Below are 20,696 nucleotides of genomic sequence, written 5' to 3' on the forward strand. Positions count from 1 at the left end.
AAGGCCGGGAGCGTACGACTTTGTGCACGGGCCGGTCGGCGGAGCAGGTCCACCGCGACCGGTGCGTGCTCAAAGTGCGTGGGGCAACGGTTGGTGCGTGCACAAAGTGCGCCGAGGCAGCCGGCGGCGACCGCGGCTGCGAGCTCACGTGCCCGACCGAAGACAGCGCCGGGTGCTGCAGATGGAGATCGTGACGCGGGTTTGTGGGCTGAACACCCCAGCAAGCCGGGGCAGCTCCGGGGCGTACGACTTTGTGCACGTGGCGGTCGTCGGAGCGGGCTGTCCATGGCTGGTGTGTGCTCAAAGTGCGTGGGGCAACGGTTGGTCGGTGCACAAAGTGCGCCGAGGCAGCCGGCGGCTGGGGCGTATGACTTTGTGCACGGGCCGGTGGACGGAGGGGGCTGTCCGTGGCTGGTGTGTGCTCAAAGTGCGTGGGGCAACGGTTGGTGGGTGCACAAAGTGCGCCGAGGCGGCTGTCGGCGACCGCGGCTGCTAGCTCGCGTGCCCGGCCGGAGACGGCGGTGGGCGATGTAGGCAGAGCAAGGGGCGCGGGTTTGTGGCTGAGCACCCCCAGCAAGCTGGGGAGGGGCGGGGCGTACGACCTTGTGCACGGGCCGGTCGGTCGTGTGGTCTCGCGGTGGACGGCACGTGCTCAAGGTACGGAGGGGGTTGGCTGGTGGGTGCACAAGGTGCGGCGAGGCGTGGGGCGGCGAGGCGAGGCGGGCGAGGCGAGGGGGCGAGGCGAGGCGGGGCGGGGTGGGATGCGACCGGGTGCGGCGGCGCGAGGCGAGGCTGGGCGGGATGCGACCGGGTGCGGCGGGGCGGGGCGAGGCGGGGGTGGATGCGGCGGGGTGCGGTGAAGGGCGTTGGGGAGGTGCGGCGGAGTGCGGGTGAGGTGGTGGGGAGGGTGGAGTGGCGGGGCGGGGTTGGGGTGGGGGTGAGAGGGTGTCGGGATGAGCGACCAACTCGAGCGGGATGCTGCTGGTGCGTTGATTGTCGGTTTTCATGGGGCGACGCCTTCGGATGAGCTTCGGCGTGCGGTTGCGGCTGGGCTTGGGGCCGTCATCTTGTTCACCCGGAACGTTGTCGACGCCGACCAGGTCGCCGCGTTGACGGCGGCGTTGCGGGCCGAGCGGCCGGATCTGCTGATCGCGATCGATCACGAGGGTGGCGAGTTCTCCCATCTGTCGCCGGCGAACCCGTGGCCGCTGTCCTCCCCGCGTTCGCTCGGCGAACTGGACGACGTCGAGCTGACCCGCGCGTCCGCCCGCGACGCCGCGGCCACGCTGGCCCTGCTCGGGATCGACGTGATGCTCGCGCCGTCGGTCGACGTGAACAGCAACCCGGCGAACCCGATCATCTCGACCCGCTCGTTCGGCACCACCGCGGATCTCGTCTCGCGGCACGGGGTCGCCTTCGTCCAGGGGGTCCGGGACGCCGGGATCGCCGCCTGCCCGAAGCACTTCCCGGGGCACGGTGACGTCGCGGTCGACTCGCATCTCGCGCTGCCGCGGGTGGACCGGTCGATCGAGGAGGTCGGCGCCGTCGAACTCGCGCCGTTCCGCGCCACCATCGAGGCCGGCGCCGACGTGATCATGTCCGCGCACATCGTCTTCTCCGCGTACGACGACCAGCCGGCCACGTTGTCCCACCGGATCCTGCAGGGCCTGCTCCGTGACGAGCTCGGGTTCACCGGCGTGACCACGACCGACGCGCTGGAGATGCAGGCGATCACCAACACCCGCTCGATCGAGGACGCCGCGGTCGCGTCGATCCGGGCCGGCGCGGACCTGGCGATGATCGCGGTCGGCGACGCGAATCCGCAGGCCCTGACCGACCGAATCGTCGAGGCTGTCCGGACCGGATCCCTGGACGCCGCCCGGGTCGCCGAAGCCGCGTCCCGGGTCCGCGATCTCGGTGCGACGCTGGCGACACGGACCCGTCAGTCCGGGCTCGACGGCGCCCCGGTGCGTGAGGTTGCTGCTCGCGTGGTGGCCGGTCAGGAGTTCCCCGCGCTCGGCAGCGCGCCGTACGTGGTGGATCTGACGCAGGGGCTGCACCCGGCCTGGAACCCGTACTTCAGCGGCCTCCCGGAGGTGTTCCGCCGGATCGCGACCGACTCGGCCGGTGTCGTACTCCGCGCCGAGGACCCGGCCGCCCTCGCCGAAGCCCAGGCCGCCGCGACCGGCCGGCCACTCGTCATCGCGATCCAGGACGCGGTCCGTACGCCGTGGATGCGCGCGGCGCTCGAACAACTCCTGCGAGGCCGCGAGCGTGACGTCTTCGTCCTGTGCACCGGCATCCCCGAGGACCGCGCCCTCGTACCGGCCGGCGTCCCCACCGCGGTCACCTACGGCCGCAACCTGGTCGTCCTGGAGTCCGTCGCCGAGGTGCTCACCCGCAACGCCTGAGCGACGTACCGCCCGTCGTGGTCAGAAGCGGCGGGCGGTCAGGGTGAGGTCCAGGGCGTTCTGTTCCACGTAGTTGAGGGCGTGCCGTACGGCGCCGACCGAGACGATGGTGTCGCCCAGGGGAGAGGCCGCGACGCGGGGTGGGGTCGTGGTGAAGGTGGCCAGTTGCTCCTCGACGGCGGGGAGCAGGGCGCGGGCCGCCTCCGCGACGGCGCCGCCGAGGATAATCAGCTCGGGGTTGAAGAGGATCGCGAGGGTGGCGACCACGCGGGCGGTCCGCGCGGCCACCTCGGCAAGGATGCCTTGGGCAATGAGATCGCCCTTGGCGGCGGCCGCGAAGACCAGCTCGGCGGTGACCGGATCAGGCCCGGCCAGGTCGCGCAGGATCGTGTCGATGGCCGGATCGGCCAGGGCGGCGGTGCCGAGCTCGCGGGCGGTGCGGGCGATGCCGTGGGTGTCGCCGACGCCTTCGACCAGCTTGAGGTACACCATCTCGCCGGCACCGCCGCGGCTGCCGTGCAGGAGCCGGCCGGAATCCATCAGGCCCGCACCGAAGCGTTCGCCCGCGAGTAGTACGACCAGGTCGTCGACGTCGCGCCCGACCCCGCGCCAGTGCTCGCCGAGGACGGCCAGGTTCGCGTCGTTCTCCAACAAGGCCGGCCAGCCGTGCTGCTGGGACAGCCGCGCGGTCAGCCCGGTGTCGAACCGGCGCCAGAACTCGTCGTCGGCCAGGATGTTGCCGGTCCGGTCCACCGGGGCCGCGACGCCGACCCCGGCCGCGATCACGTCGGAGTCGGTCACCCCGGCCTCCGCGACCGCCTCGGCCACCGCCTGGTCGACCAGGTCGGTCCGCTGCTGCGGGGTCTCCTGGCCGGTGAACGAGCGGCCGGCCCGGGCCAGCGTCTCGCCGCGCAGGTTCGCCGCGACCACGATGGTCTTGCTCGCGCCGACGTCGATGCCCAGCACGTACCCGGCCTGGCTGTTGAACTCGAACCGGCGGGACGGCCGGCCGACGGTGGTGTCGTCGCGGCCGGGGTCGAGCTCGACCACCCAGCCCATCTCGATCAGGTCGTTGCAGACCGCGTGCACGGTCGCGCGGGTCAGTCCGGTGGCCTCGATCAGGCCTGTTCCGGTCATCACCCCCGCGGTCGAGAGCACGCCGAGTAGCTTGCCGGCATTGACCCGGCGCAACAGGGGCGGCGTGGCCGCCGAAGTCTTCGGCATAACCCTCTTGACCTCCTCGCAGAACCCCGCGCACAATACTGCAGAATCTAAATATAGAGTCTATATAAATTTCGCGGCAATGTCGCCGTCACCTCCAGGCAACACCACCGCCGATCCTGAGTGAGGCCCCCTTGACCAGCACCGACCTCCAGGCGTCCCGCGCAGTGAGCCCCTCCGACCCGGACTGGTGGCGCCAGGCCGTCGTCTACCAGATCTACCCGCGCAGCTTCGCCGACTCCAACGGCGACGGCGTCGGCGACCTGCAGGGCATCATCAGCCGGGTCCCGTACCTGGTCGAGCTCGGCATCGACGCGGTCTGGCTGAGCCCGTTCTACCCGTCCGCGCTGGCCGACGGCGGGTACGACGTGGACGACTATCGCGACGTGGACCCGCGGCTCGGCACCCTGGCCGACTTCGACCAACTGGTCGGCGCGCTGCACGGCGCCGGGATCAAGCTGATCGTCGACATCGTGCCGAACCACTCCTCCGACCGGCACGTCTGGTTCCAGGAGGCGCTCAAGGCCGCGAAGGGCTCGGCGGCCCGGGACCGGTACATCTTCCGCGAGGGTGCCGGCGACGAGCCGCCGTCGGACTGGGACTCGGTCTTCGGCGGCTCCGCGTGGACCCGGATCGAGGACGGCCAGTACTACCTGCACCTGTTCGCGGCCGAGCAGCCGGACCTGAACTGGGACAACCGGGAGGTCCGCGACGACTTCCTGAAGACGCTGCGGTTCTGGTCCGACCGTGGCGTGGACGGCTTCCGGGTCGACGTGGCGCACGCGCTGGTCAAGGACCTGACCGAGCCGCTGCCGTCGAAGACCACGCTGCCGCGGCAGTCGGAGTCGAACGGCATCCACCCGCTGTGGGACCGCGACGAGGTGCACGAGATCTACCAGGAGTGGCGCGAGGTCCTGAACGACTACGACCCGCCGCGGTCCGCGGTCGCCGAGGCGTTCGTACCGGCCGCCCGCCGCGCGCGGTACGCAAGTGCCCAGGGGCTGGGGCAGGCGTTCAACTTCGACCTGCTGCAGGCGGACTGGGACTACGACCGGTTCGTCCAGGTGATCAAGGAGAACCTCGCGCTGGTCGAGCAGAACGGCTCGTCCTCGACCTGGGTGTTCTCCAACCACGACGTGGTTCGGCACGCGACCCGGTACGGGCTGCCGAAGGACCCGAACGGGCGCTGGCAGGACGGCAAGGCGTGGCTGCTCAGCAACGGCACCGAGCCGACGGTCGACGTCGAGCAGGGGCTGCGCCGGGCTCGTGCGGCGGTGCTGCTGATGCTGGCGCTGCCGGGCTCGGCGTACCTGTACCAGGGCGAGGAGCTCGGGCTGCAGGAGGTCGGCGAGCTGCCGGCCGCGAACCTGCAGGACCCGGCGTACTTCCGCTCGAAGGGTGCCGAGAAGGGCCGGGACGGCTGCCGCGTGCCGCTGCCGTGGACGGTCGGCGGGCTGTCGTTCGGCTTCGGCACCGGCGGGTCGCACCTGCTGCAGCCGACCTGGTTCGGCGGGTACTCCGTGGAGGCGCAGGTCGGCGACCCGGACTCGACGCTGAGCCTGTACCGCAAGGCGCTCGCGGTCCGTCGTGGCCTGCAGACCGGTGAAGGGCTGGAGTGGGTGGACGGTGTCGACTGGCTGCTCCACTTCAAGCGGCCCGGCGGCTGGCAGTCGGTGACGAACTTCGGCGCGGCCCCGGTGGAGCTGCCCGAGGGTGCGGTGGTCGTGCTGTCGAGCGGTCCGCTCGAAGGCGCGAAGCTGCCGACCGACACGACCGCCTGGCTGATCTGAGCCGACCGGCTCAGTAAAGACTGCGGACGCGCGACCGGGTACCTCCCCTCAGCCCGGTCACGCGTCCGCGGGGGTTTCACTCCGGCCACCCGCCCGTCCGCCCGGTGCGGCAGGATGGGCGGGTGACTGCTTCGCTTGGGGATGTCGTTCGGGTACTAGACGCGTTGTACGACCCGGCCTGGGCCGAGAGTTGGGATGCCGTCGGCCTGGTCAGCGGGGATCCTGGTCAGCCGGTGCGGCGGATCCTCTTCGCCGTCGACCCGATGCGCGCGGTGGTGGACGAGGCGATCGAGGGGAAGTTCGACCTGATCGTCAGTCACCACCCCCTGCTCCTGCGTGGCGTGAACAGTGTCGCCGCCACCACGCCGAAGGGCCGGGTCGTGCACGACCTGATCCGGAACGGCGTCGCCCTGCACGTCTGCCACACCAACGCGGACAACGCGAACCCGGGTGTGAGCGACGCGTTGGCGGCCGCGCTCGGCCTGACCGGGACGCGCCCGTTGAAGGCGATGCCGGCCGAGGCGATGGACAAGCTCGTCGTGTACGTCCCCGTCGCCGAGACGCAGGCGATGATCGACGCGCTCGCGGCCGCCGGCGCCGGCCGGATCGGCGACTACGACCGGGCCGCCTGGTCCACCACCGGCGAGGGAACCTTCCGGCCGTTGGCGGGCGCGAACCCGACCATCGGCGAGGTCGGCGGTATCGAGGTCGTGCCCGAGTCGCGGGTCGAGATGGTGCTGCCGCGGTCCCGCCGGCGCGCGGTCGTCGCGGCGATGCGGGCCGCGCACTCCTACGAGGAACCGGCCTTCGACGTGTACGAGATGGCGTCGTTGCCGAGCGTGCGCGGCGGTGGCCGGATCGGCGTACTCCCGCGGCCGGTTCCGTTGGCCGAGTTCGCGCGGATCGTCCAGGACGGTCTGCCGCGGACCGAGCACGGGGTGCGCGTCTCGGGTGATCCGGAGCGGCTGATCGAGTCGGTCGCCGTGGTCGGGGGAGCAGGGGACTCGGAGTTCGACCGGGTCCGGGCGGCCGGCGTGGACGCGTACGTGACGGCCGACCTGCGGCACCACCCGGCGACCGAGGCCCGCGCGTACGCCGAGGGACCCGCGCTGGTCGACGTCGCGCACTGGGCCAGCGAGTGGCCGTGGTTGCGGGACGCCGAACGCCTCCTGGTCGCGGGGTTGGCAGAGCAGGGCAGTACCGTGGACACTCACATCTCGACGCTCTGCACGGACGCCTGGACCCTGCGGCTCTGACCCCGGGACCGCGTCGGCAGCAGCTGAACAACTGAACGCGCCGTAGCGAAGGAGCCGACCCTGAACGCCGAGCCCGCTGTCCAACGCCGGTTGCTGGACCTGCAGGATCTCGACCTGCAGCTGGATCAGGTCGCCCACAAGCGCAAGTCGCTGCCCGAGCACCAGGCGCTCACCGCACTGGCCGCCGAGAAGTCGGTGGTCGACCGCGAGCTGGTCACCGCCGACACCGAGGTGTCCGACCTGCAACGCGAACAGAAGAAGGCCGACAGCGACGTCGAGCAGGTCCGGCAGCGGAAGGCGCGCAACCAGCAGCGCCTCGACTCCGGCCAGGTCACGTCGCCGAAGGACCTGGAGGGACTGCAGCACGAGATCGGTTCGCTGGACCGGCGGATCGCCGATCTGGAGGACGCCGAGCTCGAGGTGATGGAGAAGCTGGAGGCCGCCGAGGCGACCCAGGCCGAGCTGCGTACCCGGGCCGAGGCGTTCGCGGGTCGGCAGGCCGAGCTGGAGACCAGCCGGGACGCCGCCACCAAGGACCTCGACGAGCAGCGCGCCACCGTCGGCGACCAGCGCGCCACCGTCGCCGCCGAGCTGCCGGACGACCTGGTCACGCAGTACCAGCGGCTGCGTGAGCGCAACGGCGGGATCGGTGCCGCGCCGCTGGTCGGCAAGCGGTGCATGGGCTGCCGGATGGAGCTCGCCCCGTCCGACCTGAACCGGATCCGCGCGGCCGCGCCGGACGTGGTGCTGCGGTGTGAGGAGTGCGGGCGGATCCTCGTCCGGACTTCGGAGAGCGGCGTATGAGCCCGGACCACGTCATCGTCGAGGCCGACGGTGGCTCCCGGGGCAACCCGGGCCCCGCGGCGTACGGTGCGCTGGTGCGGGACCCGGCCACCGGCGCGGTCATCGCGCAGGCCGGGGTGACGATCGGTGTCGCGACGAACAACGTGGCCGAGTACAGCGGTCTGATCGCCGGGCTCGAGCTGGCCGCGGAGTACGCGCCGAACGCGTCCATCGAGGTCCGGATGGACTCCAAGCTGGTCGTCGAGCAGATGGCCGGCCGGTGGAAGGTCAAGCACCCGGACCTCAAGCCGCTCGCGATCAAGGCGCAGGGCCTGGCTCCGTTCGGTACCGAGTGGACGTGGGTGCCGCGGGCCAAGAACGCGGCCGCCGACGCGCTCGCGAACATGGCGCTCGACGGCAAGCCGGTACCGCTGAAGCCGGCCGAGAGCTCGGCGGCCCCGGTCGCCACGGAGCCGTCGGACCTGCAGAAGGCCTTGCGTGGTTGGGGTGCGCCGGCCGAACCGCCGACGCGGCTGCTCTTCCTGCGGCACGGCGAGACCCCGCACACGGTGGACAAGCGGTTCTCCGGTTCGGGCGGGGACGACCCGGGGCTGAGCGAGACCGGCGAGGCGCAGGCGCGGGCGGCCGCGGAGTACCTGGACCGGCTCGGTGGGGTCGACGCGGTCGTGACGTCGCCGATGCGGCGGACCCGGCAGACGGCCGCGGTGGTGGCCGACAGGCTCGGGCTCGAGGTCGACGTGCGGGACGGCTGGGTCGAGTGCTCGTTCGGCGACTGGGACGGGCACACCTTCGCCGAGGTGCAGGAGAAGTGGCCGGAGGCACTCAAGGACTGGCTCGAGTCGACCACGGTCGCGCCGCCCGGCGGTGAGTCGTTCGACAGTTGCGCCCGGCGGGCCCGCTCGGCGCGCGACGGGTTGCTCGCGTCGTACCCCGGCAAGACGGTCGTCGTGGTCACCCACGTGACGCCGATCAAGCTGATGGTCCGCGGGGTCCTGCAGGCGCCGATGTCCTCGATGTTCCGGATGGAGCTGCGCCCGGCGACCCTCACCGAGATCCACTGGTACGCCGACGGCCTCGCGTCCCTCAGGTCCTTCAACCTCCAACCTGGCCTGTAGGCCCTGTCCGGTCATCCCGTGCGTGCTGCGCGGCACTCGGCACGGCACCTCGCCGCACTGGAGCAAAGGCCACGATGCACCAGCATCGAGGCCTTCCCTCCAGCGCGCCGAGCCACCGCACCGAGCACCTGCTCGCTACTGCACCGGATGACCGGACAGGGCCTAGTCTGACCCCACCCGTACATCGAGGTACGGGTGGACAGGACGGAGTGATCGGGTGCCGTTGCAGAGAGTGCACTTCGCCGAGGACGTTCCTGAGGTTTTCCGGGCGTCGTTGCAGGACATCCGGACCGAGCTCGAGGTGCCGGCGGAGTTCCCGGCCGAGGTGGTCGCGGCCGCGCTCGAGGTGGCGGCGCAGCCGCGGTTGCCGGAGCTGGACCGGACCGACCTCGAGTTCGTCACGATCGATCCACCCGACTCGATGGACCTCGACCAGGCCGTCTTCATCGAGCGGGCCGGCGACGGCTTCACGGTGTACTACGCGATCGCGGACGTCGGCGCGTTCGTCCAGCCGGGCGACCCGATCGACGTCGAGGCCCGCAAGCGCGGCGAGACCTTGTACGCACCGGACAAGCGGACTCCGTTGCACCCGCCCGAGTTGTCCGAGGGCGCCGCGTCGTTGCTCGCCGGCGAGGTACGTCCCGCGGTGCTGTGGACGATCACGGTGGACGCGACCGGCGAGGGTACCGACGTGCTCTGCCAGCGTGCCCTGGTGAAGTCGCGGGCCAAGCTCAACTACGCGGGCGTGCAAGAGGAGCTCGACGCGGGGACCGCCTCCGAATCGCTGCAGCTGCTCCGCGAGGTCGGCAAGCTCCGCGAGCAGCGCGAGCTGGACCGCGGCGGCGTCAACCTGCCGATCCCGGACCAGGAAGTGGTCGCGTCGGACGGCGAGTGGACCCTGGAGTTCCGCGCCCCGCTGCCGGTCGAGGGCTGGAACGCGCAGATCTCGTTGCTCACCGGGATGGCGGCCGCGCACCTGATGATGCAGGGCGAGATCGGCATCCTGCGAACGTTGCCCGAGTCACCCGACGACCTGCGCCGCAAGCTGGAGAACACCGCGAAGGCGCTCGGCATCTCCTGGTCCGCCGAGACCTCGTACGCGCAGTTCATCCACGGGCTCGACCCGAAGGTCCCGGCGCACGCGGCGATGCTGGCGGCGTGCACGGTGTTGTTCCGCGGCGCCGGGTACACGTCGTTCGCGGGTGGTGTGCCGGAGCACCCGCAGCACGCGGCGATGAAGGCGGAGTACGCGCACGTCACCGCTCCGTTGCGGCGTCTGGTGGATCGCTGGACCAGCGAGATCTGTGTCGCGTTGTCCGCGGGCGCCGAGGTGCCGGAGTGGATCCGCGAGTCGCTCGACGACATCCCGAAGATCATGGACGAGGCGGACCGCAAGGCGCACGCGTACGAACGGTCGATCGTCTCGATGGTCGAGGCCGGCCTGGTCGCCGAACACGTCGGCGCGACGTTCGACGGCGTCATCACCGACGTCGACGAACGCGAGGAGACCCGTGGCGTGGTCGCGTTGTCGACCCTCGCGATCGAAGGCCGCGTCACCGGGACCAGCCCGCTGCCGCTGGGACAGCAGGCCCGCGTGAAGCTCACCGAAGCCGACATCGCCAAGCGCACGATCGCGTTCGAGCTAGTCGGATAACGCCTGCCGGACCGCCTTCGTGGTGCGGTCCAGGTCGCCGGTGGCGAGCAGGTCGAGCAGGGCGCCACGGAGCAGGGCCAGGACCGCGGTTCGGCGTGCCCGGGCTTTGGCGGTGTGGCCGTCGGGCTGGCTTGTCTGGAGCAGTTCGAGCCAGTCGTCGACGGTGGAGCGGGCGTAGTCGCCCCACGGGCCGTCGGGGGAGACCAGCGAGCGGCCGTACGCCTCGACCCAGAGGTTCATCAGGGAGCGTCGTTCGGGGGCGGCGAGCCAGGTCCACAGTTCGCGGGCGACCACGTCGAGGCCGGGCTTGTCGTCGTACCGGAGCTGCTGGAGCAGGGCCAGCTCATCGGTCCGGGCGCGGGCCAGCAACGCCCGGATCAGGCCGTCCTTGCTGCCGAAGAGGAACAGCAGCACCCGTGGACTCGAGCCGATCGCGGCCGCCAGCGGGCGCAACGACAACTCGGCCAGCCCGTGCGTCAGCGCGTACTCGTAGGCGAGCTCGAGGAGTTCGCGCTCACGGGCCGAGGGGGCTGGATTCGTCGTCACCACCCGGCTAGTATCGCTCACTGAAACAGTCGTGTCAGTAGAGTGGGTGGTGCGGATGTCCGAAGCGGTGGTCCGGCGGCTGGGCGAGCCCGGCGATCTGGGCTGGGTGGTCCAGGCACACGGCGAGATCTACGCCGCGGAGTACGGCTGGGGGCCGGCGTTCGAGACCCTGGTGGCGCGGATCGTCGCGGACTTCGCGGCCGATCAGAACGCGGATCAGAACGCCGATCAGGACTTGGGTCGGGAGGCGGCGTGGATCGCGACCGTCGACGGCGAGCGGGTCGGGTGTGTCTTCTGCGTCCGCGGTGACGACGAGGCGACCGCGAAGCTCAGGTTGTTGCTGTTGGCGCCGTCCGGCCGTGGGCAGGGCCTCGGTGGGCGGCTCGTCGACACCTGCCTGGAGTTCGCCCGGTCGGCGGGGTACAAGCGGATGGTGTTGTGGACCAACGACCCGCTGGTCGCGGCCCGGCACATCTACCTGGCCCGCGGCTTCCGCCTGACCGGCTCCGAGCCGCACGACCTCTTCGGCAACGACCTGCTGAGCCAGACCTACGAGCTGGATCTGAGCTAACAGGTCGGCGCGCCCGGAGCCGCGGTACCGCGGATCGCGTGATCGAGGAAGGTGACGGCGTACCCGTTCTGGATCGTCAGGGCGCGCTCGGGGTCGATGTCACCGAGCGGAAGGGCCGCCCGCAACGGCCAGGCCAGGTAGTACGCGCCGTAGTCGGTGAAGTTGAAGTGCCGGGCGCCGTCGACGGTGGCGCACCACTTCGCCGCGGTGCTTGCCTTGATCAACGAGCGGGCGCGTTCGAGGTCGGCGGTGTCGTCCTTCGCCTGCTGTCCGCAGCTGCCGGTGATACACGAGTCCTCGGAGCCGACGAGCAGGAACGGGGCCTTCAGCCCGGTCTTCACCACCTCGCCGTACTGGGTGCCGTCCAGGTCGATCGCGGCACCGCAACGTGGATCCAGCCGGCACGCCTCCAACGAGGCCGCGCCGCCGAACGAGTGCCCGACGTAGCTGACCTTGGTGGCCGGATTGACCCGGCCCTCCAACGGTCCCTCGTCGAGGGCGGCGAGCGTGGTCGCGACGAAGCGGGCGTCCGCGGCCCACACCTGGACGATCCGGTCCCCGTGCTCGTCCAGGTCGTCGGGCTTGGCCTGCTCGGTACTGCCGACGGTCTGGCCGTCCAGCACGGTGAGGTTCGCGCTGTAGGTCGGGGTGAAGCCGGCGACCAGGTACCCGTGGCTGGCGAGGTCCTCGGCGAGGGCGGCGTACTGCGGTGCCGAGAAGCCCATCCCTGGTTGGAGGACGACGACCGGGAACCGGCTCGGGGCGACCGGGGCGTCGTCGAGCGCGCGGTCCCGGAACGTGTCGAACGAACCCTGCAGGAGGCCGGCCGGTCCCTTCAGGTGCAGCCCGTCCCACGGCCCCGGGGCGTACGGGACCCGCGGCCCGGTCGTGCTGGGGGAGACCGGGTACCAGATCCAGACGGACAGCTTCCGCGGCGTCCCGGCCTCGGGGGAGAACGGGTCCTTGCGCGCGGTGTCGGTCCAGTCGTACGTCGTCCGGCCGACCGCGTACGCACCGGTGGGCGCGGGGAGATCGAGCGGTTGGGAGCGTTGGATCCCCACCCAGCCGAGGTACCCCGCGCCGGCGAACAGCACGACCAGGACCAGCAGGGCCACCTTTCGCAGGACTCGTCGCAGCCTCATGCCTCGATCGTGCCATCCGGACGGCGTCCGGTCGTGTGTCCCGGCGTGTGTCCGAAGGCGCGTCGGAACAGATCGGCGAAACGCCCACGCGGCGCTTGCCGATGGTGCGGGTCGACCACACGTACTCCACGTACGGGCGGGGGACCGACTCGATGGGGTTCGTCCCGAACGTGCTCGACCTGACCGCGTTCGGACGTCAGGAGGCGTGGGAGCTGCCGGCCGGCCGCAGCACCGGGCTCGGCGCCAAGGCGGGCGACCCCGGCATCACCCTGCGCGCGGGGGAGCCGCACTGCCACTGAGTGGAACGGGCCGGCCCGTAAGCCGGATTCTGTCTCAGGCGACCATCCATCTACGGTGACCGTTGCCGGTCACCTCCAGCAGCCTACCCGCGAGCTCGGGCGGGCAGCCCTCGAACGCTCGCGCGGGCGGCGGTTGCCCGTCGCCCTTCTTGGCCTTGCTCCGCGTGGGGTTTACCGAGCCTCCGCAGTCACCTGCGGAGCTGGTGGTCTCTTACACCACCGTTTCACCCTTACCCGCACCTCGATGAACCACGGGGTCCATCGAGGCCGCTGGCGGTCTGTTCTCTGTGGCACTGTCCCGCGGGTTGCCCCGGGTGGGCGTTACCCACCACGCTGCCCTTCGGAGTCCGGACTTTCCTCGGCGCCCACCTCGCGGTGGACGACGCGGTCGCCCGGCCGGCCCGTTCCGTCCCTCAGGATACGGCCTGCGGGGCCACCTCCGGCCAACGACCGTCGGCACCGCGGACGTACGGCAGGACGTCGACGACGGCGTCGGGGTTCAGCGGGCCGTAGATGTGCGGGAACGTCGTCCCGGTCCCGTCCAGGTCCTCGTCGCAGACCGCGGACACGAGCCGCTCGGTGTCGATCACCAACAGGCACAGCGGGTCGGTCACGTCGGCGTAGGCGATGTTCGCGACCAGGCTGACCTGCTCCGGCCGGGACGCGTGGATGAACCGGGCCCCGTCGTCGAGCGACTGCCCGCGGGTGGAGATCCGATAGGCCCGCGCGGCCTTCGCCGCCTCCCACTCGGCCACGAACGCGATGTGCAAGATCCTCGCCATACGCCCGACCATAACGCCTGGGACCCTCGCCGGACGTCAGGTTGCGGAGTACGTTGACAGCATGGGCGGGTGGAACGCCATGTCCTTCGACGGCAAGGACAATCTGCTGCGAGTGGTCCGGAGCGAGGCCGAGCAGTTCTTCGCGCTGGTCGACGACGACGCGAGCTGGCGGGCGCCGACCGGGGCCGGGCACTGGCAGGTCCGGGACGTGGTCGCCCATCTCGTCGACACCACCGAGGCGTACTTCATCGGGTTCGACGCGGCCCGGTCGGGCCACGAGTTGCCGGCCGCCTACGGGTTGCCGGGGATGGCCGAGCGGGTGGACCAGCGGGCGCTCGCCCTGCGCGACGTACCGCGGCCCGAACTGGTCGCGCGATTGCGCCAGGACTTCGACCGGATGTCCGAGATCCTCGACGCACTCGGGCCGGACGACTGGGCCGGACTGACGGTCGCGCACTTCTACATGGGCCCGTTGCCGGCCTTCTTCTACCCGGCCTTCCAGTTGATGGACTACGGCGTGCACTCGTGGGACGTCCGGCAGGGGACCGGCCGCGCGCACGGGCTGGCCGGGGACGCGGCCGACCTGCTGGTGCCGTTCATGTTCGTCCTGTGGCAGGCCACGACCGGCAACCTCGAACCGTGCGAGCTCGGGATCCGGATCACCAGCGGCCCGAACGCCGGCGACACCCGGGTCCGGGTCGGCCCGGACGGGATGGACTACGCGAGCGGCTCGGTGGACGACCTGGAGTCCGTGCTCGAGTTCGACCCGGGCAGCTTCGTGCTGACCGCGTTCGGCCGCAGCAACGCCGGCACGATCCGCGGCGACCGGGCCGTCGCCGATCGGTACCTGAATCTGTTCTTCCGAATCTGACCTCGCGGTGCGGACGCGGCGGGATCACCGGCTGGACTAGGGTCGGCGCATGACGACGGCTGAGCAGGGATCGACGGGTACGCCGGACGAGGCCAAGGCGGAGCCGGGGCCGGCGAAGACGAAGCCCACGGACGACCTGACCACGACACAGCACACCCTCACCATCGGCCGGAAGAAGCTGCGGTACACCGCGACGACCGGCCGCGTCGTGCTCCGGCAGGAGGTGCTCACCGACGGGAAGTTCGACGGGCACGTCCCGAAGGCCGAGGTCTTCCTCACCGCGTACACGCTCGATGGCGCGGACGCGGCGCAGCGCCCGGTGACGTTCGCGTTCAACGGCGGCCCTGGTTCGTCGAGTATCTGGCTGCACCTCGGTCTGCTCGGACCGCGGCGCGTGGTGTCCGGCGACGCGGGCGAGCTCGCGCCGCCGCCGTACGGGCTGGCCGACAACGCGGAGACGTTGCTGCAGCACAGCGACCTGGTCTTCATCGACCCGGTCTCCACCGGGTACTCGCGCGCCGTCGAGGGGGAGAAACCGGGCGAGTACCACGGGTTCACCCGCGACCTGGAGTCGGTCGGCGAGGTGATCCGGTTGTGGACCTCGCGCAACGGCCGGTGGATGTCGCCGAAGTTCCTGGCCGGCGAGTCGTACGGGACCACCCGTGCGGCCGGACTCGCGGCGCACCTGCAGGACCGGCACGGGATGTACCTCAACGGGGTGATGCTGATCTCCGCGGTGCTGGAGTTCGGCACCCTCGACTTCACCCCGGGCAACGACCTGCCGTACGCGCTCTTCCTGCCCTCGTACGCGGCCGTCGCGCACTACCACGGGCTGATCCCGGACCGGGAGCTCGCGGACGTGCTGGCCGACGCGGAACGGTACGCCGGCGGCCGGTACCCGAATGCGCTTGCCCAGGGCAACCGTCTGCCGGCCGACTACCGGGCCGAGGTGATCACCCGGCTGGCCGGGCTGACCGGGTTGTCGGAGGACTACCTGGACCGGGTGAACCTGCGGATCGAGCACACCCGCTTCTTCGCCGAGTTGCTGCGCTCCCGGCGTCAGGTCGTCGGGCGCCTCGACGGACGGTTCACCGGGTGGGATGCGGACTCGGCCGGCGAGCAGTCCGTCGACGACCCGTCGTTCCGCGCGATCACCGGGCCGTACACCGCTGCGCTGAACCACTACGTCCGCGCCGAGCTCGGGTACCTCAACGACGTGCCGTACGAGGTGCTGAGCAGCCAGGCCGCGAAGGACTGGTCGTTCAAGGAGTTCGAGAACCAGCAGGTCACCGTGGCCGACAAACTCGCCGAGGCGATGCGGGCGAACCCGTTCCTCAGGGTGCACGTCTCGTCCGGCCACTACGACTGCGCGACGCCGTACTTCGCCACCGAGCACACGCTCGCCCGGTTGCAGGTGCCGGCCGAACTGCGCGACAACATCGAGGTCCGGTACTACCCGGCCGGGCACATGATGTACGTCCACGAACCGACCCGCGTCCAACAGTCCGAGGACCTCGCCGCCTTCGTCCGCGCGGCCTCGAACCGCTGACCCCGATCAGGGCAGCGTGAGGACCTCGGCGCCGGTGTCGGTGACGACCAGGGTGTGCTCGAACTGGGCGGTGCGCGACTTGTCCTTGGTGGTGGCGGTCCAGCCGTCGTCCCACAGGTCGTAGTCGTAGCTGCCCAGGGTGAGCATCGGCTCGATCGTGAACGTCATCCCCGGCTCGATCACGTCGTCGAACCGCTCGTCGTCGTAGTGCGGGATGATCAGGCCGGAGTGGAACGCGGTGGCGATGCCGTGCCCGGTGAAGTCGCGGACCACGCCGTACCCGAAGCGCTTGGCGTAGGACTCGATCACCCGGCCGATGATGCTGACCTGGCGGCCGGGCTTGACCGCCTTGATGCCGCGGTTCAGCGCCTCCTGGGTGCGCTCGACCAGCAGCCTGCTCTCCTCGTCGACGTCGCCGACCAGGAACGTCGCGTTGGTGTCACCGTGCACACCGTCGAGGTACGCGGTGATGTCGACGTTGACGATGTCGCCGTCCTCGAGCGGGCGGTCGTCGGGGATGCCGTGGCAGATCACCTCGTTGACCGACGTGCACAACGACTTCGGGTAGCTGCGGTAGCCGAGGGTGGACGGGTACGCGCCGCGCTCGACCAGGTAGTCGTGGCCGACCGCGTCCAGCTCGTCGGTGGTGACACCCGGCTTGGCGGCCGCACCGACGGCCTGCAGGGCCTGTGCGGCGAGCTTGCTCGCGACCCGCATCTTCTCGATCAGCTCCGGCGCGGTGACGTACGACCCGTCGTACGGCGCGGGGGCGGGCTTGTCGACGTACTCCGGTCGGGGAATGGACGCGGGTACCGGACGGCGCGGCGAGATGAGGCCGGGAGTGAGAAGCGACATGGTGAGATCATTCTAGTGAGCGGTGACAAGACTCCAGGAGGTGGTCATCCCGATGAGCGACGATCACAGCAACGAGTGGTACTACAACGTCAAGACCGGCAAGGTGGAGCCGTACCAGGGGTCGAAGTCGGCCGACCGGCTCGGCCCGTACAACTCCCCGGAGGAAGCGGCGCGCGCCCTGGACAAGGTGCAGGAACGCAACGAGTCCTGGGACAACGACCCGAAGTGGGACGACGACTGAGCTTCGCACCAGACGTTCTGAGGGGCACTACCCGGGCCGGGTAGTGCCCCTCAGAACGTGACTGGCGTCAGGCTTTCTTGGCCACGCGCTTCGCCGGTGCCTTGCGCGCGGGGGCGCGCTTCGCGACCGTCTTGCGGGCCGTGGTGGCCTTCTTGGCCGCGGTCTTCGCCGGCGCCTTCTTGGCGGCGACGCGCTTCGTCGCCGTCTTCTTCGCCGCGGTCTTGGCCGGCGCCTTCTTGGCGGCCACCTTGCGGGCCGGCGCCTTCTTCGCCGCGACCTTGCGGGTCGTGGTGGCCTTCTTGGCCGGCGCCTTCTTCGCGGCGGTGGTCTTGCGGGCCACGGTCTTCTTCGCCGTCGTCGCCTTCTTCGCCGGCGCCTTCTTGGCGGCGGTCGTCTTCTTGGCCGCGGTCTTCTTCGCGGGGGCCTTCTTGGCCACCGTCTTGCGGGCGGTCGTCGCCTTCTTCGCCGTGGTCTTCTTCGCCGCGGCCTTGGTGGCGGTCGCCTTCTTGGCGGGGGCCTTCTTGGCCACCGTCTTCTTCGCCGCACTCACCTTCTTCGTCACTGTCTTCTTCGCAGCGGTGACCTTGCGCGCGGCGGTCGTCTTCGCGGCTGGGGACTTCTTGGCGACAGTCTTCTTGGCGGGAGAAGCCTTTTTGGCTGTCGCCTTCCCTGCGGCTGCCTTCTTGGCTGGCACTCTGCCTCCTTGGTGCGGCTGAGGAAAACCACGGTGGATTCCTCGTCGTCATGATGATGACAACAGTTGGTGCCCACGTAAAGCACCTGAAACGCCAGCAGGTCAAGGCCTCTGAGCCGTCAATTCGGGCGGTAATGCCGAAAATCCTTGTGCAGAAGGGATTTCGGTGCACGTCGAGCATGCCGGACCGGCGGCAAGAAATGTTGGCGACACGCGCACGAACTGGCCGCTGTTGTGGGTCGCCGGCACGTTTTCGGTGAGTGTTGTCCTGGGCAACGTCTTGCCGGACGACCCGACGAACGGGTCGCGAAGCGCGCTGTGCGCGGTCTCGCGAAGCGTCCTTGAAGTGTGCTGTGATGCTGGTGCCAACGACCTTGTGAGGTAGCTGATGACACCGTTGCGCGACGACCTGGATCTCGTTGTCGAGCTGCCTTCGCGGGTGCGCCGGGTGGTGAGCATCGTGCCGTCGCTGACCGAGTCGATCGCTGTCACCGACGCGTCGTTGCTGGTCGGTGCGACCGATTGGTGCAGTCATCCCGAAGACCTCGACGTGACCCGGGTCCGGGGTACGAAGAATCCCGACGTCGACCTCATCCGCCGGCTCGGACCCGATGTCGTGATCGCGAATGCCGAGGAGAATCGCGGCGCCGATCTGGACGCGTTGCGAGCGGCCGGTCTGGCCGTTTGGGTGACGTCGCCGGCAACGGTCGAACAGTCACTGGAATCACTGCGCCGAATGCTCTCGGCAATCACCGGCACCGTGCCCGGCTGGGTCGACGAGGCCGCGGCCGTGTGGAGTCCGCCGTACTCGGGTCCGCGCCGGCGGGCAGTGATTCCGATCTGGCGACGACCGTGGATGGCGTTGGGCCGGAACACCTTCGCCGGTGATCTGCTGGACAAACTCGGGATCGACAACGTGCTCGCGGAATCCGCCGACCGCTATCCGCGGTTCGATCCGGCCGAGCTGCCGGCGTACGACGTGGTGGTGTTGCCGGACGAGCCGTATGCGTTCTCGCCCGACGACGGGCCGGAGGCGTTCGGCGGTCCCGCGCACTGCGTGTCCGGCCGGCACCTGACCTGGTACGGGCCGTCGCTGGTCGGCGCGCGCGAACTGCTGAGCGGACAGCTCGCGTGAGCTGCGCCACGACCCTGCCGCCTCAGCTAGACGGTAAGGGTTGCCTCACCTACTCTCGCTGTGTGCCGACCATGACCGCCAAGAAGAAGTGCTGCAAGGACAAGCCGAGGTGCAAGAAGTGCCCGGTCGTCCTCAAGCGGCTGGCCGATGCCGGCTGCGCGGAGCGGCTCGACCTGCGCCACTACGTGGTCGACAAGAAGGTCAAGAAGAAGGTGCTGAAGACGGCGCGCGAGCGCTGAGTCTCAGGACGCCTTGCGCAGGTCGATCGCGGAGACGGCCTGGCGCAGCAGTCCGGGGATGGTGATGTGCGCGGCCTGACCGGTCGCCTCCAGCGCGTCGGCGTCCCACCAGCCGTGCGCGCTGATCGTCTCCAGCTCCAGCTCCTCCTGGTTCGCGAACGTGACCTCGACGGCGTCCACGCCGACCGCGAAGAACGTCTGCCGCTGGATGATCGGGCAACCGCCCCACTCGAACTCGATCGTGTTCGTCGCGACCGGCCGGCCGAGCGCCTCGGGCGGCAGCACGATGCCGACCTCCTCGCGCAGCTCCCGGCTGCCGGCCTGGGCCGCGGTCTCGCCCGCCTCGACGCCGCCACCGATGGTGAACCAGTACGGCACGTCTGGCTTCAGCGGATCCCAGCCGTGCAGCAACAGCACCTTGCCGTCCGGTCGGACAGGCAGGACACGGGCCGTCGTACGCCGGACGACGGTGCCGGGCGGAGGCAGGCGGGAATCTGTCACAGCTCAGAACGCTAGACGAACCATCCCGTCCTCCGACTCCTCACGCGGCGCGTCTCGTCCCGCCGTCCCACCAGCTGGGCCGCCTGCGAGGGTGAGACGATCGCGGTATGACAGCGCGCATCGGACTCGGTCTGGCCGCCCTCGGCCGGCCCGGGTACATCAACCTCGGACACGACCAGGACCTGTCCGCCGGTCGCGCGGTGGACGACCTCCGCGCCCGGACCCACGAACTCCTGGACGCCGCCTGGGAGGCCGGCGTGCGGTACTTCGACGCGGCCCGCTCGTACGGTCTGGCCGAGCGCTTCCTCGGGGAGTGGCTGCGGAGAACCGGGCGCCGCGACCAGGTGACCGTCGGTTCGAAGTGGGGCTACACGTACGTCGCAGACTGGCGCGCCGACGCGGACGTGCACGAGGTGAAAGACCACTCGCTCGCCACCTTCGAACGGCAGTGGCCCGAGACTCTCGAAGCGCTGGGCGGTCCGCCGGACTTCTACCTGGTGCACAGCCTCACCTCGGACAGCCCGGCGCTCGCGGACAAGGCGCTGCTGGATCGTCTGGGCGAGCTCGCGGCCGAAGGTGTCCGCGTCGGTCTGTCCACGAGCGGCCCGCGACAGGCCGAGACGCTCCGCGCCGCTCTCGCGTCGAACGGTCCCTTCACGGCGGTCCAGTCCACCTGGAACGTCCTCGAACCGTCGGTCGGTCCGGCGCTCGCCGAAGCGCACGACGCCGGCTGGTTCGTCGTCCTCAAGGAAGCGGTCGCCAACGGCCGCCTCACCGGTCGCGCCGGCCGCACCCCGTTCACGGTCTTCGCCGGCCAGCACAACGCGACCCCGGACGCGATCGCCCTCGGTGCCGCACTCGCGAACCCGTGGACCGACATCGTCCTCAGCGGCGCGACCACGAAAGCTCAGCTGGAGAGCAACCTCAGGCCGGTGACCGTCGGCCCGACGGCGGAGTTCGTCCAGCAGCGCGACGAGTACTGGACCGAGCGCTCGGCCCTGCCCTGGATCTAGGGCTAGG

At 70.5% G+C, this 20,696-nt stretch carries 21 protein-coding genes and 1 other RNA gene; 14 read left to right on the forward strand and 8 right to left on the reverse strand.

The features are described from left to right. The first annotated feature begins 953 nt into the window (after nt 1-953). Nucleotides 954-2,411, forward strand: coding sequence for a beta-N-acetylhexosaminidase (gene nagZ / locus FB561_RS21205; protein WP_145809232.1), 1,458 nt, complete (start codon nt 954-956; stop codon nt 2,409-2,411). 21 nt (nt 2,412-2,432) lie between these two features. On the opposite strand, the gene FB561_RS21210 is transcribed toward nagZ, so the two are convergent. Beyond that, complete coding sequence (locus FB561_RS21210) at nt 2,433-3,635, reverse strand: ROK family protein (protein WP_145809234.1); 1,203 nt, start codon at nt 3,633-3,635, stop codon at nt 2,433-2,435. A gap of 131 nt (nt 3,636-3,766) precedes the next feature. Between FB561_RS21210 and FB561_RS21215 the strand changes: the two genes are divergently transcribed. The 5 genes from FB561_RS21215 to FB561_RS21235 all read left to right on the forward strand — a co-directional run bounded on the left by FB561_RS21215 (nt 3,767) and on the right by FB561_RS21235 (nt 10,251). Then, the gene (locus tag FB561_RS21215) at nt 3,767-5,422 is read left to right on the forward strand and encodes a glycoside hydrolase family 13 protein (protein WP_145809237.1); all 1,656 of its coding nucleotides are present in this window, start codon (nt 3,767-3,769) and stop codon (nt 5,420-5,422) included. Between the two features lie 122 nt (nt 5,423-5,544). Then, complete coding sequence (locus FB561_RS21220; RefSeq protein WP_145809239.1) at nt 5,545-6,678, forward strand: Nif3-like dinuclear metal center hexameric protein; 1,134 nt, start codon at nt 5,545-5,547, stop codon at nt 6,676-6,678. 90 nt (nt 6,679-6,768) lie between these two features. After that, nucleotides 6,769-7,482 carry a zinc ribbon domain-containing protein gene (locus FB561_RS21225; RefSeq protein ID WP_145809241.1) on the forward strand — a complete coding sequence of 238 codons (714 nt, stop codon included), beginning with the start codon at nt 6,769-6,771 and terminating at the stop codon, nt 7,480-7,482. Then, entirely contained in the window at nt 7,479-8,597 is a 1,119-nt protein-coding gene (locus FB561_RS21230) for a bifunctional RNase H/acid phosphatase (protein WP_145809243.1), read from the forward strand. The genes FB561_RS21225 and FB561_RS21230 overlap by 4 nt, the downstream gene beginning before the upstream one ends. Nucleotides 8,598-8,814: 217 nt before the next feature. After that, nucleotides 8,815-10,251 carry an RNB domain-containing ribonuclease gene (locus FB561_RS21235; RefSeq protein WP_145809245.1) on the forward strand — a complete coding sequence of 479 codons (1,437 nt, stop codon included), beginning with the start codon at nt 8,815-8,817 and terminating at the stop codon, nt 10,249-10,251. Here the strand turns inward: FB561_RS21235 and FB561_RS21240 are convergent. Beyond that, a complete protein-coding gene (locus FB561_RS21240) occupies nt 10,240-10,797 on the reverse strand; it encodes a TetR/AcrR family transcriptional regulator (RefSeq protein WP_170284732.1) in 558 nt (185 codons plus the stop codon). The two genes, FB561_RS21235 and FB561_RS21240, sit on opposite strands and share 12 nt — an antisense overlap. A gap of 55 nt (nt 10,798-10,852) precedes the next feature. Here FB561_RS21240 and FB561_RS21245 point away from each other — a divergent pair, with 55 nt between their 5' ends. Next, nucleotides 10,853-11,368, forward strand: a complete 516-nt coding sequence (locus FB561_RS21245; RefSeq protein ID WP_145809249.1) for a GNAT family N-acetyltransferase — start codon at nt 10,853-10,855, stop codon at nt 11,366-11,368. On the opposite strand, the gene FB561_RS21250 is transcribed toward FB561_RS21245, so the two are convergent. Then, entirely contained in the window at nt 11,365-12,510 is a 1,146-nt protein-coding gene (locus FB561_RS21250) for an alpha/beta hydrolase family protein (protein WP_145809251.1), read from the reverse strand. The two genes, FB561_RS21245 and FB561_RS21250, sit on opposite strands and share 4 nt — an antisense overlap. Before the next feature lie 101 nt (nt 12,511-12,611). On the opposite strand from FB561_RS21250, the gene FB561_RS21255 reads away from it, so the two are divergent. Then, the gene (locus FB561_RS21255) at nt 12,612-12,809 is read left to right on the forward strand and encodes a DUF899 family protein (protein WP_145809253.1); all 198 of its coding nucleotides are present in this window, start codon (nt 12,612-12,614) and stop codon (nt 12,807-12,809) included. Nucleotides 12,810-12,811: 2 nt separating this feature from the next. Here the strand turns inward: FB561_RS21255 and rnpB are convergent. Further along, nucleotides 12,812-13,213, reverse strand: an RNA gene (gene rnpB / locus FB561_RS21260) — RNase P RNA component class A. A 9-nt stretch (nt 13,214-13,222) separates the two neighbouring features. Further along, nucleotides 13,223-13,591 (reverse strand): DUF952 domain-containing protein, encoded by a 369-nt coding sequence (locus FB561_RS21265; RefSeq protein WP_145809255.1) that lies wholly within the window; start codon nt 13,589-13,591, stop codon nt 13,223-13,225. Nucleotides 13,592-13,652: 61 nt separating this feature from the next. Between FB561_RS21265 and FB561_RS21270 the strand changes: the two genes are divergently transcribed. After that, nucleotides 13,653-14,462 carry a maleylpyruvate isomerase N-terminal domain-containing protein gene (locus FB561_RS21270; protein WP_202880689.1) on the forward strand — a complete coding sequence of 270 codons (810 nt, stop codon included), beginning with the start codon at nt 13,653-13,655 and terminating at the stop codon, nt 14,460-14,462. Nucleotides 14,463-14,511: 49 nt separating this feature from the next. Then, complete coding sequence (locus FB561_RS21275) at nt 14,512-16,011, forward strand: S10 family peptidase (RefSeq protein ID WP_202880690.1); 1,500 nt, start codon at nt 14,512-14,514, stop codon at nt 16,009-16,011. A gap of 6 nt (nt 16,012-16,017) precedes the next feature. On the opposite strand, the gene map is transcribed toward FB561_RS21275, so the two are convergent. Continuing rightward, nucleotides 16,018-16,866 carry a type I methionyl aminopeptidase gene (gene map, locus FB561_RS21280; protein WP_145809257.1) on the reverse strand — a complete coding sequence of 283 codons (849 nt, stop codon included), beginning with the start codon at nt 16,864-16,866 and terminating at the stop codon, nt 16,018-16,020. 52 nt (nt 16,867-16,918) lie between these two features. On the opposite strand from map, the gene FB561_RS21285 reads away from it, so the two are divergent. After that, nucleotides 16,919-17,107 carry a hypothetical protein gene (locus FB561_RS21285; protein WP_145809259.1) on the forward strand — a complete coding sequence of 63 codons (189 nt, stop codon included), beginning with the start codon at nt 16,919-16,921 and terminating at the stop codon, nt 17,105-17,107. Nucleotides 17,108-17,174: 67 nt separating this feature from the next. On the opposite strand, the gene FB561_RS21290 is transcribed toward FB561_RS21285, so the two are convergent. Then, on the reverse strand, nt 17,175-17,801 hold the full coding sequence (locus tag FB561_RS21290) for a histone H1-like repetitive region-containing protein (protein ID WP_145809261.1): 627 nt from the start codon (nt 17,799-17,801) through the stop codon (nt 17,175-17,177). Nucleotides 17,802-18,189: 388 nt separating this feature from the next. On the opposite strand from FB561_RS21290, the gene FB561_RS21295 reads away from it, so the two are divergent. Both FB561_RS21295 and FB561_RS37960 read left to right on the forward strand, forming a co-directional pair. After that, nucleotides 18,190-18,936, forward strand: a complete 747-nt coding sequence (locus tag FB561_RS21295) for a helical backbone metal receptor (protein ID WP_145809263.1) — start codon at nt 18,190-18,192, stop codon at nt 18,934-18,936. 62 nt (nt 18,937-18,998) lie between these two features. Next, entirely contained in the window at nt 18,999-19,175 is a 177-nt protein-coding gene (locus FB561_RS37960; RefSeq protein WP_170284538.1) for a hypothetical protein, read from the forward strand. A 3-nt stretch (nt 19,176-19,178) separates the two neighbouring features. On the opposite strand, the gene FB561_RS21300 is transcribed toward FB561_RS37960, so the two are convergent. After that, the gene (locus tag FB561_RS21300) at nt 19,179-19,676 is read right to left on the reverse strand and encodes an NUDIX hydrolase (protein WP_145809265.1); all 498 of its coding nucleotides are present in this window, start codon (nt 19,674-19,676) and stop codon (nt 19,179-19,181) included. 107 nt (nt 19,677-19,783) lie between these two features. Here FB561_RS21300 and FB561_RS21305 point away from each other — a divergent pair, with 107 nt between their 5' ends. Next, nucleotides 19,784-20,689 carry an aldo/keto reductase gene (locus tag FB561_RS21305; protein ID WP_145809267.1) on the forward strand — a complete coding sequence of 302 codons (906 nt, stop codon included), beginning with the start codon at nt 19,784-19,786 and terminating at the stop codon, nt 20,687-20,689. The last annotated feature ends 7 nt before the right edge of the window (nt 20,690-20,696 follow it).

It is taken from the genome of Kribbella amoyensis (assembly GCF_007828865.1).
Classification (GTDB): Bacteria; Actinomycetota; Actinomycetes; order Propionibacteriales; family Kribbellaceae; genus Kribbella; species Kribbella amoyensis.

What these genes read in the sequence shown, in the direction of transcription:
- nagZ (WP_145809232.1), top strand. Translation starts at nt 954, where the DNA reads ATGAGCGACCAACTCGAGCGGGATGCTGCTGGTGCGTTGATTGTCGGT.
- FB561_RS21210 (WP_145809234.1), bottom strand. Translation starts at nt 3,635, where the DNA reads ATGCCGAAGACTTCGGCGGCCACGCCGCCCCTGTTGCGCCGGGTCAAT.
- FB561_RS21230 (WP_145809243.1), top strand. Translation starts at nt 7,479, where the DNA reads ATGAGCCCGGACCACGTCATCGTCGAGGCCGACGGTGGCTCCCGGGGC.
- FB561_RS21245 (WP_145809249.1), top strand. Translation starts at nt 10,853, where the DNA reads ATGTCCGAAGCGGTGGTCCGGCGGCTGGGCGAGCCCGGCGATCTGGGC.
- FB561_RS21250 (WP_145809251.1), bottom strand. Translation starts at nt 12,510, where the DNA reads ATGAGGCTGCGACGAGTCCTGCGAAAGGTGGCCCTGCTGGTCCTGGTC.
- FB561_RS21255 (WP_145809253.1), top strand. Translation starts at nt 12,612, where the DNA reads ATGGTGCGGGTCGACCACACGTACTCCACGTACGGGCGGGGGACCGAC.
- FB561_RS21265 (WP_145809255.1), bottom strand. Translation starts at nt 13,591, where the DNA reads ATGGCGAGGATCTTGCACATCGCGTTCGTGGCCGAGTGGGAGGCGGCG.
- FB561_RS21270 (WP_202880689.1), top strand. Translation starts at nt 13,653, where the DNA reads ATGGGCGGGTGGAACGCCATGTCCTTCGACGGCAAGGACAATCTGCTG.
- FB561_RS21275 (WP_202880690.1), top strand. Translation starts at nt 14,512, where the DNA reads ATGACGACGGCTGAGCAGGGATCGACGGGTACGCCGGACGAGGCCAAG.
- map (WP_145809257.1), bottom strand. Translation starts at nt 16,866, where the DNA reads ATGTCGCTTCTCACTCCCGGCCTCATCTCGCCGCGCCGTCCGGTACCC.
- FB561_RS21285 (WP_145809259.1), top strand. Translation starts at nt 16,919, where the DNA reads ATGAGCGACGATCACAGCAACGAGTGGTACTACAACGTCAAGACCGGC.
- FB561_RS21295 (WP_145809263.1), top strand. Translation starts at nt 18,190, where the DNA reads ATGACACCGTTGCGCGACGACCTGGATCTCGTTGTCGAGCTGCCTTCG.
- FB561_RS21305 (WP_145809267.1), top strand. Translation starts at nt 19,784, where the DNA reads ATGACAGCGCGCATCGGACTCGGTCTGGCCGCCCTCGGCCGGCCCGGG.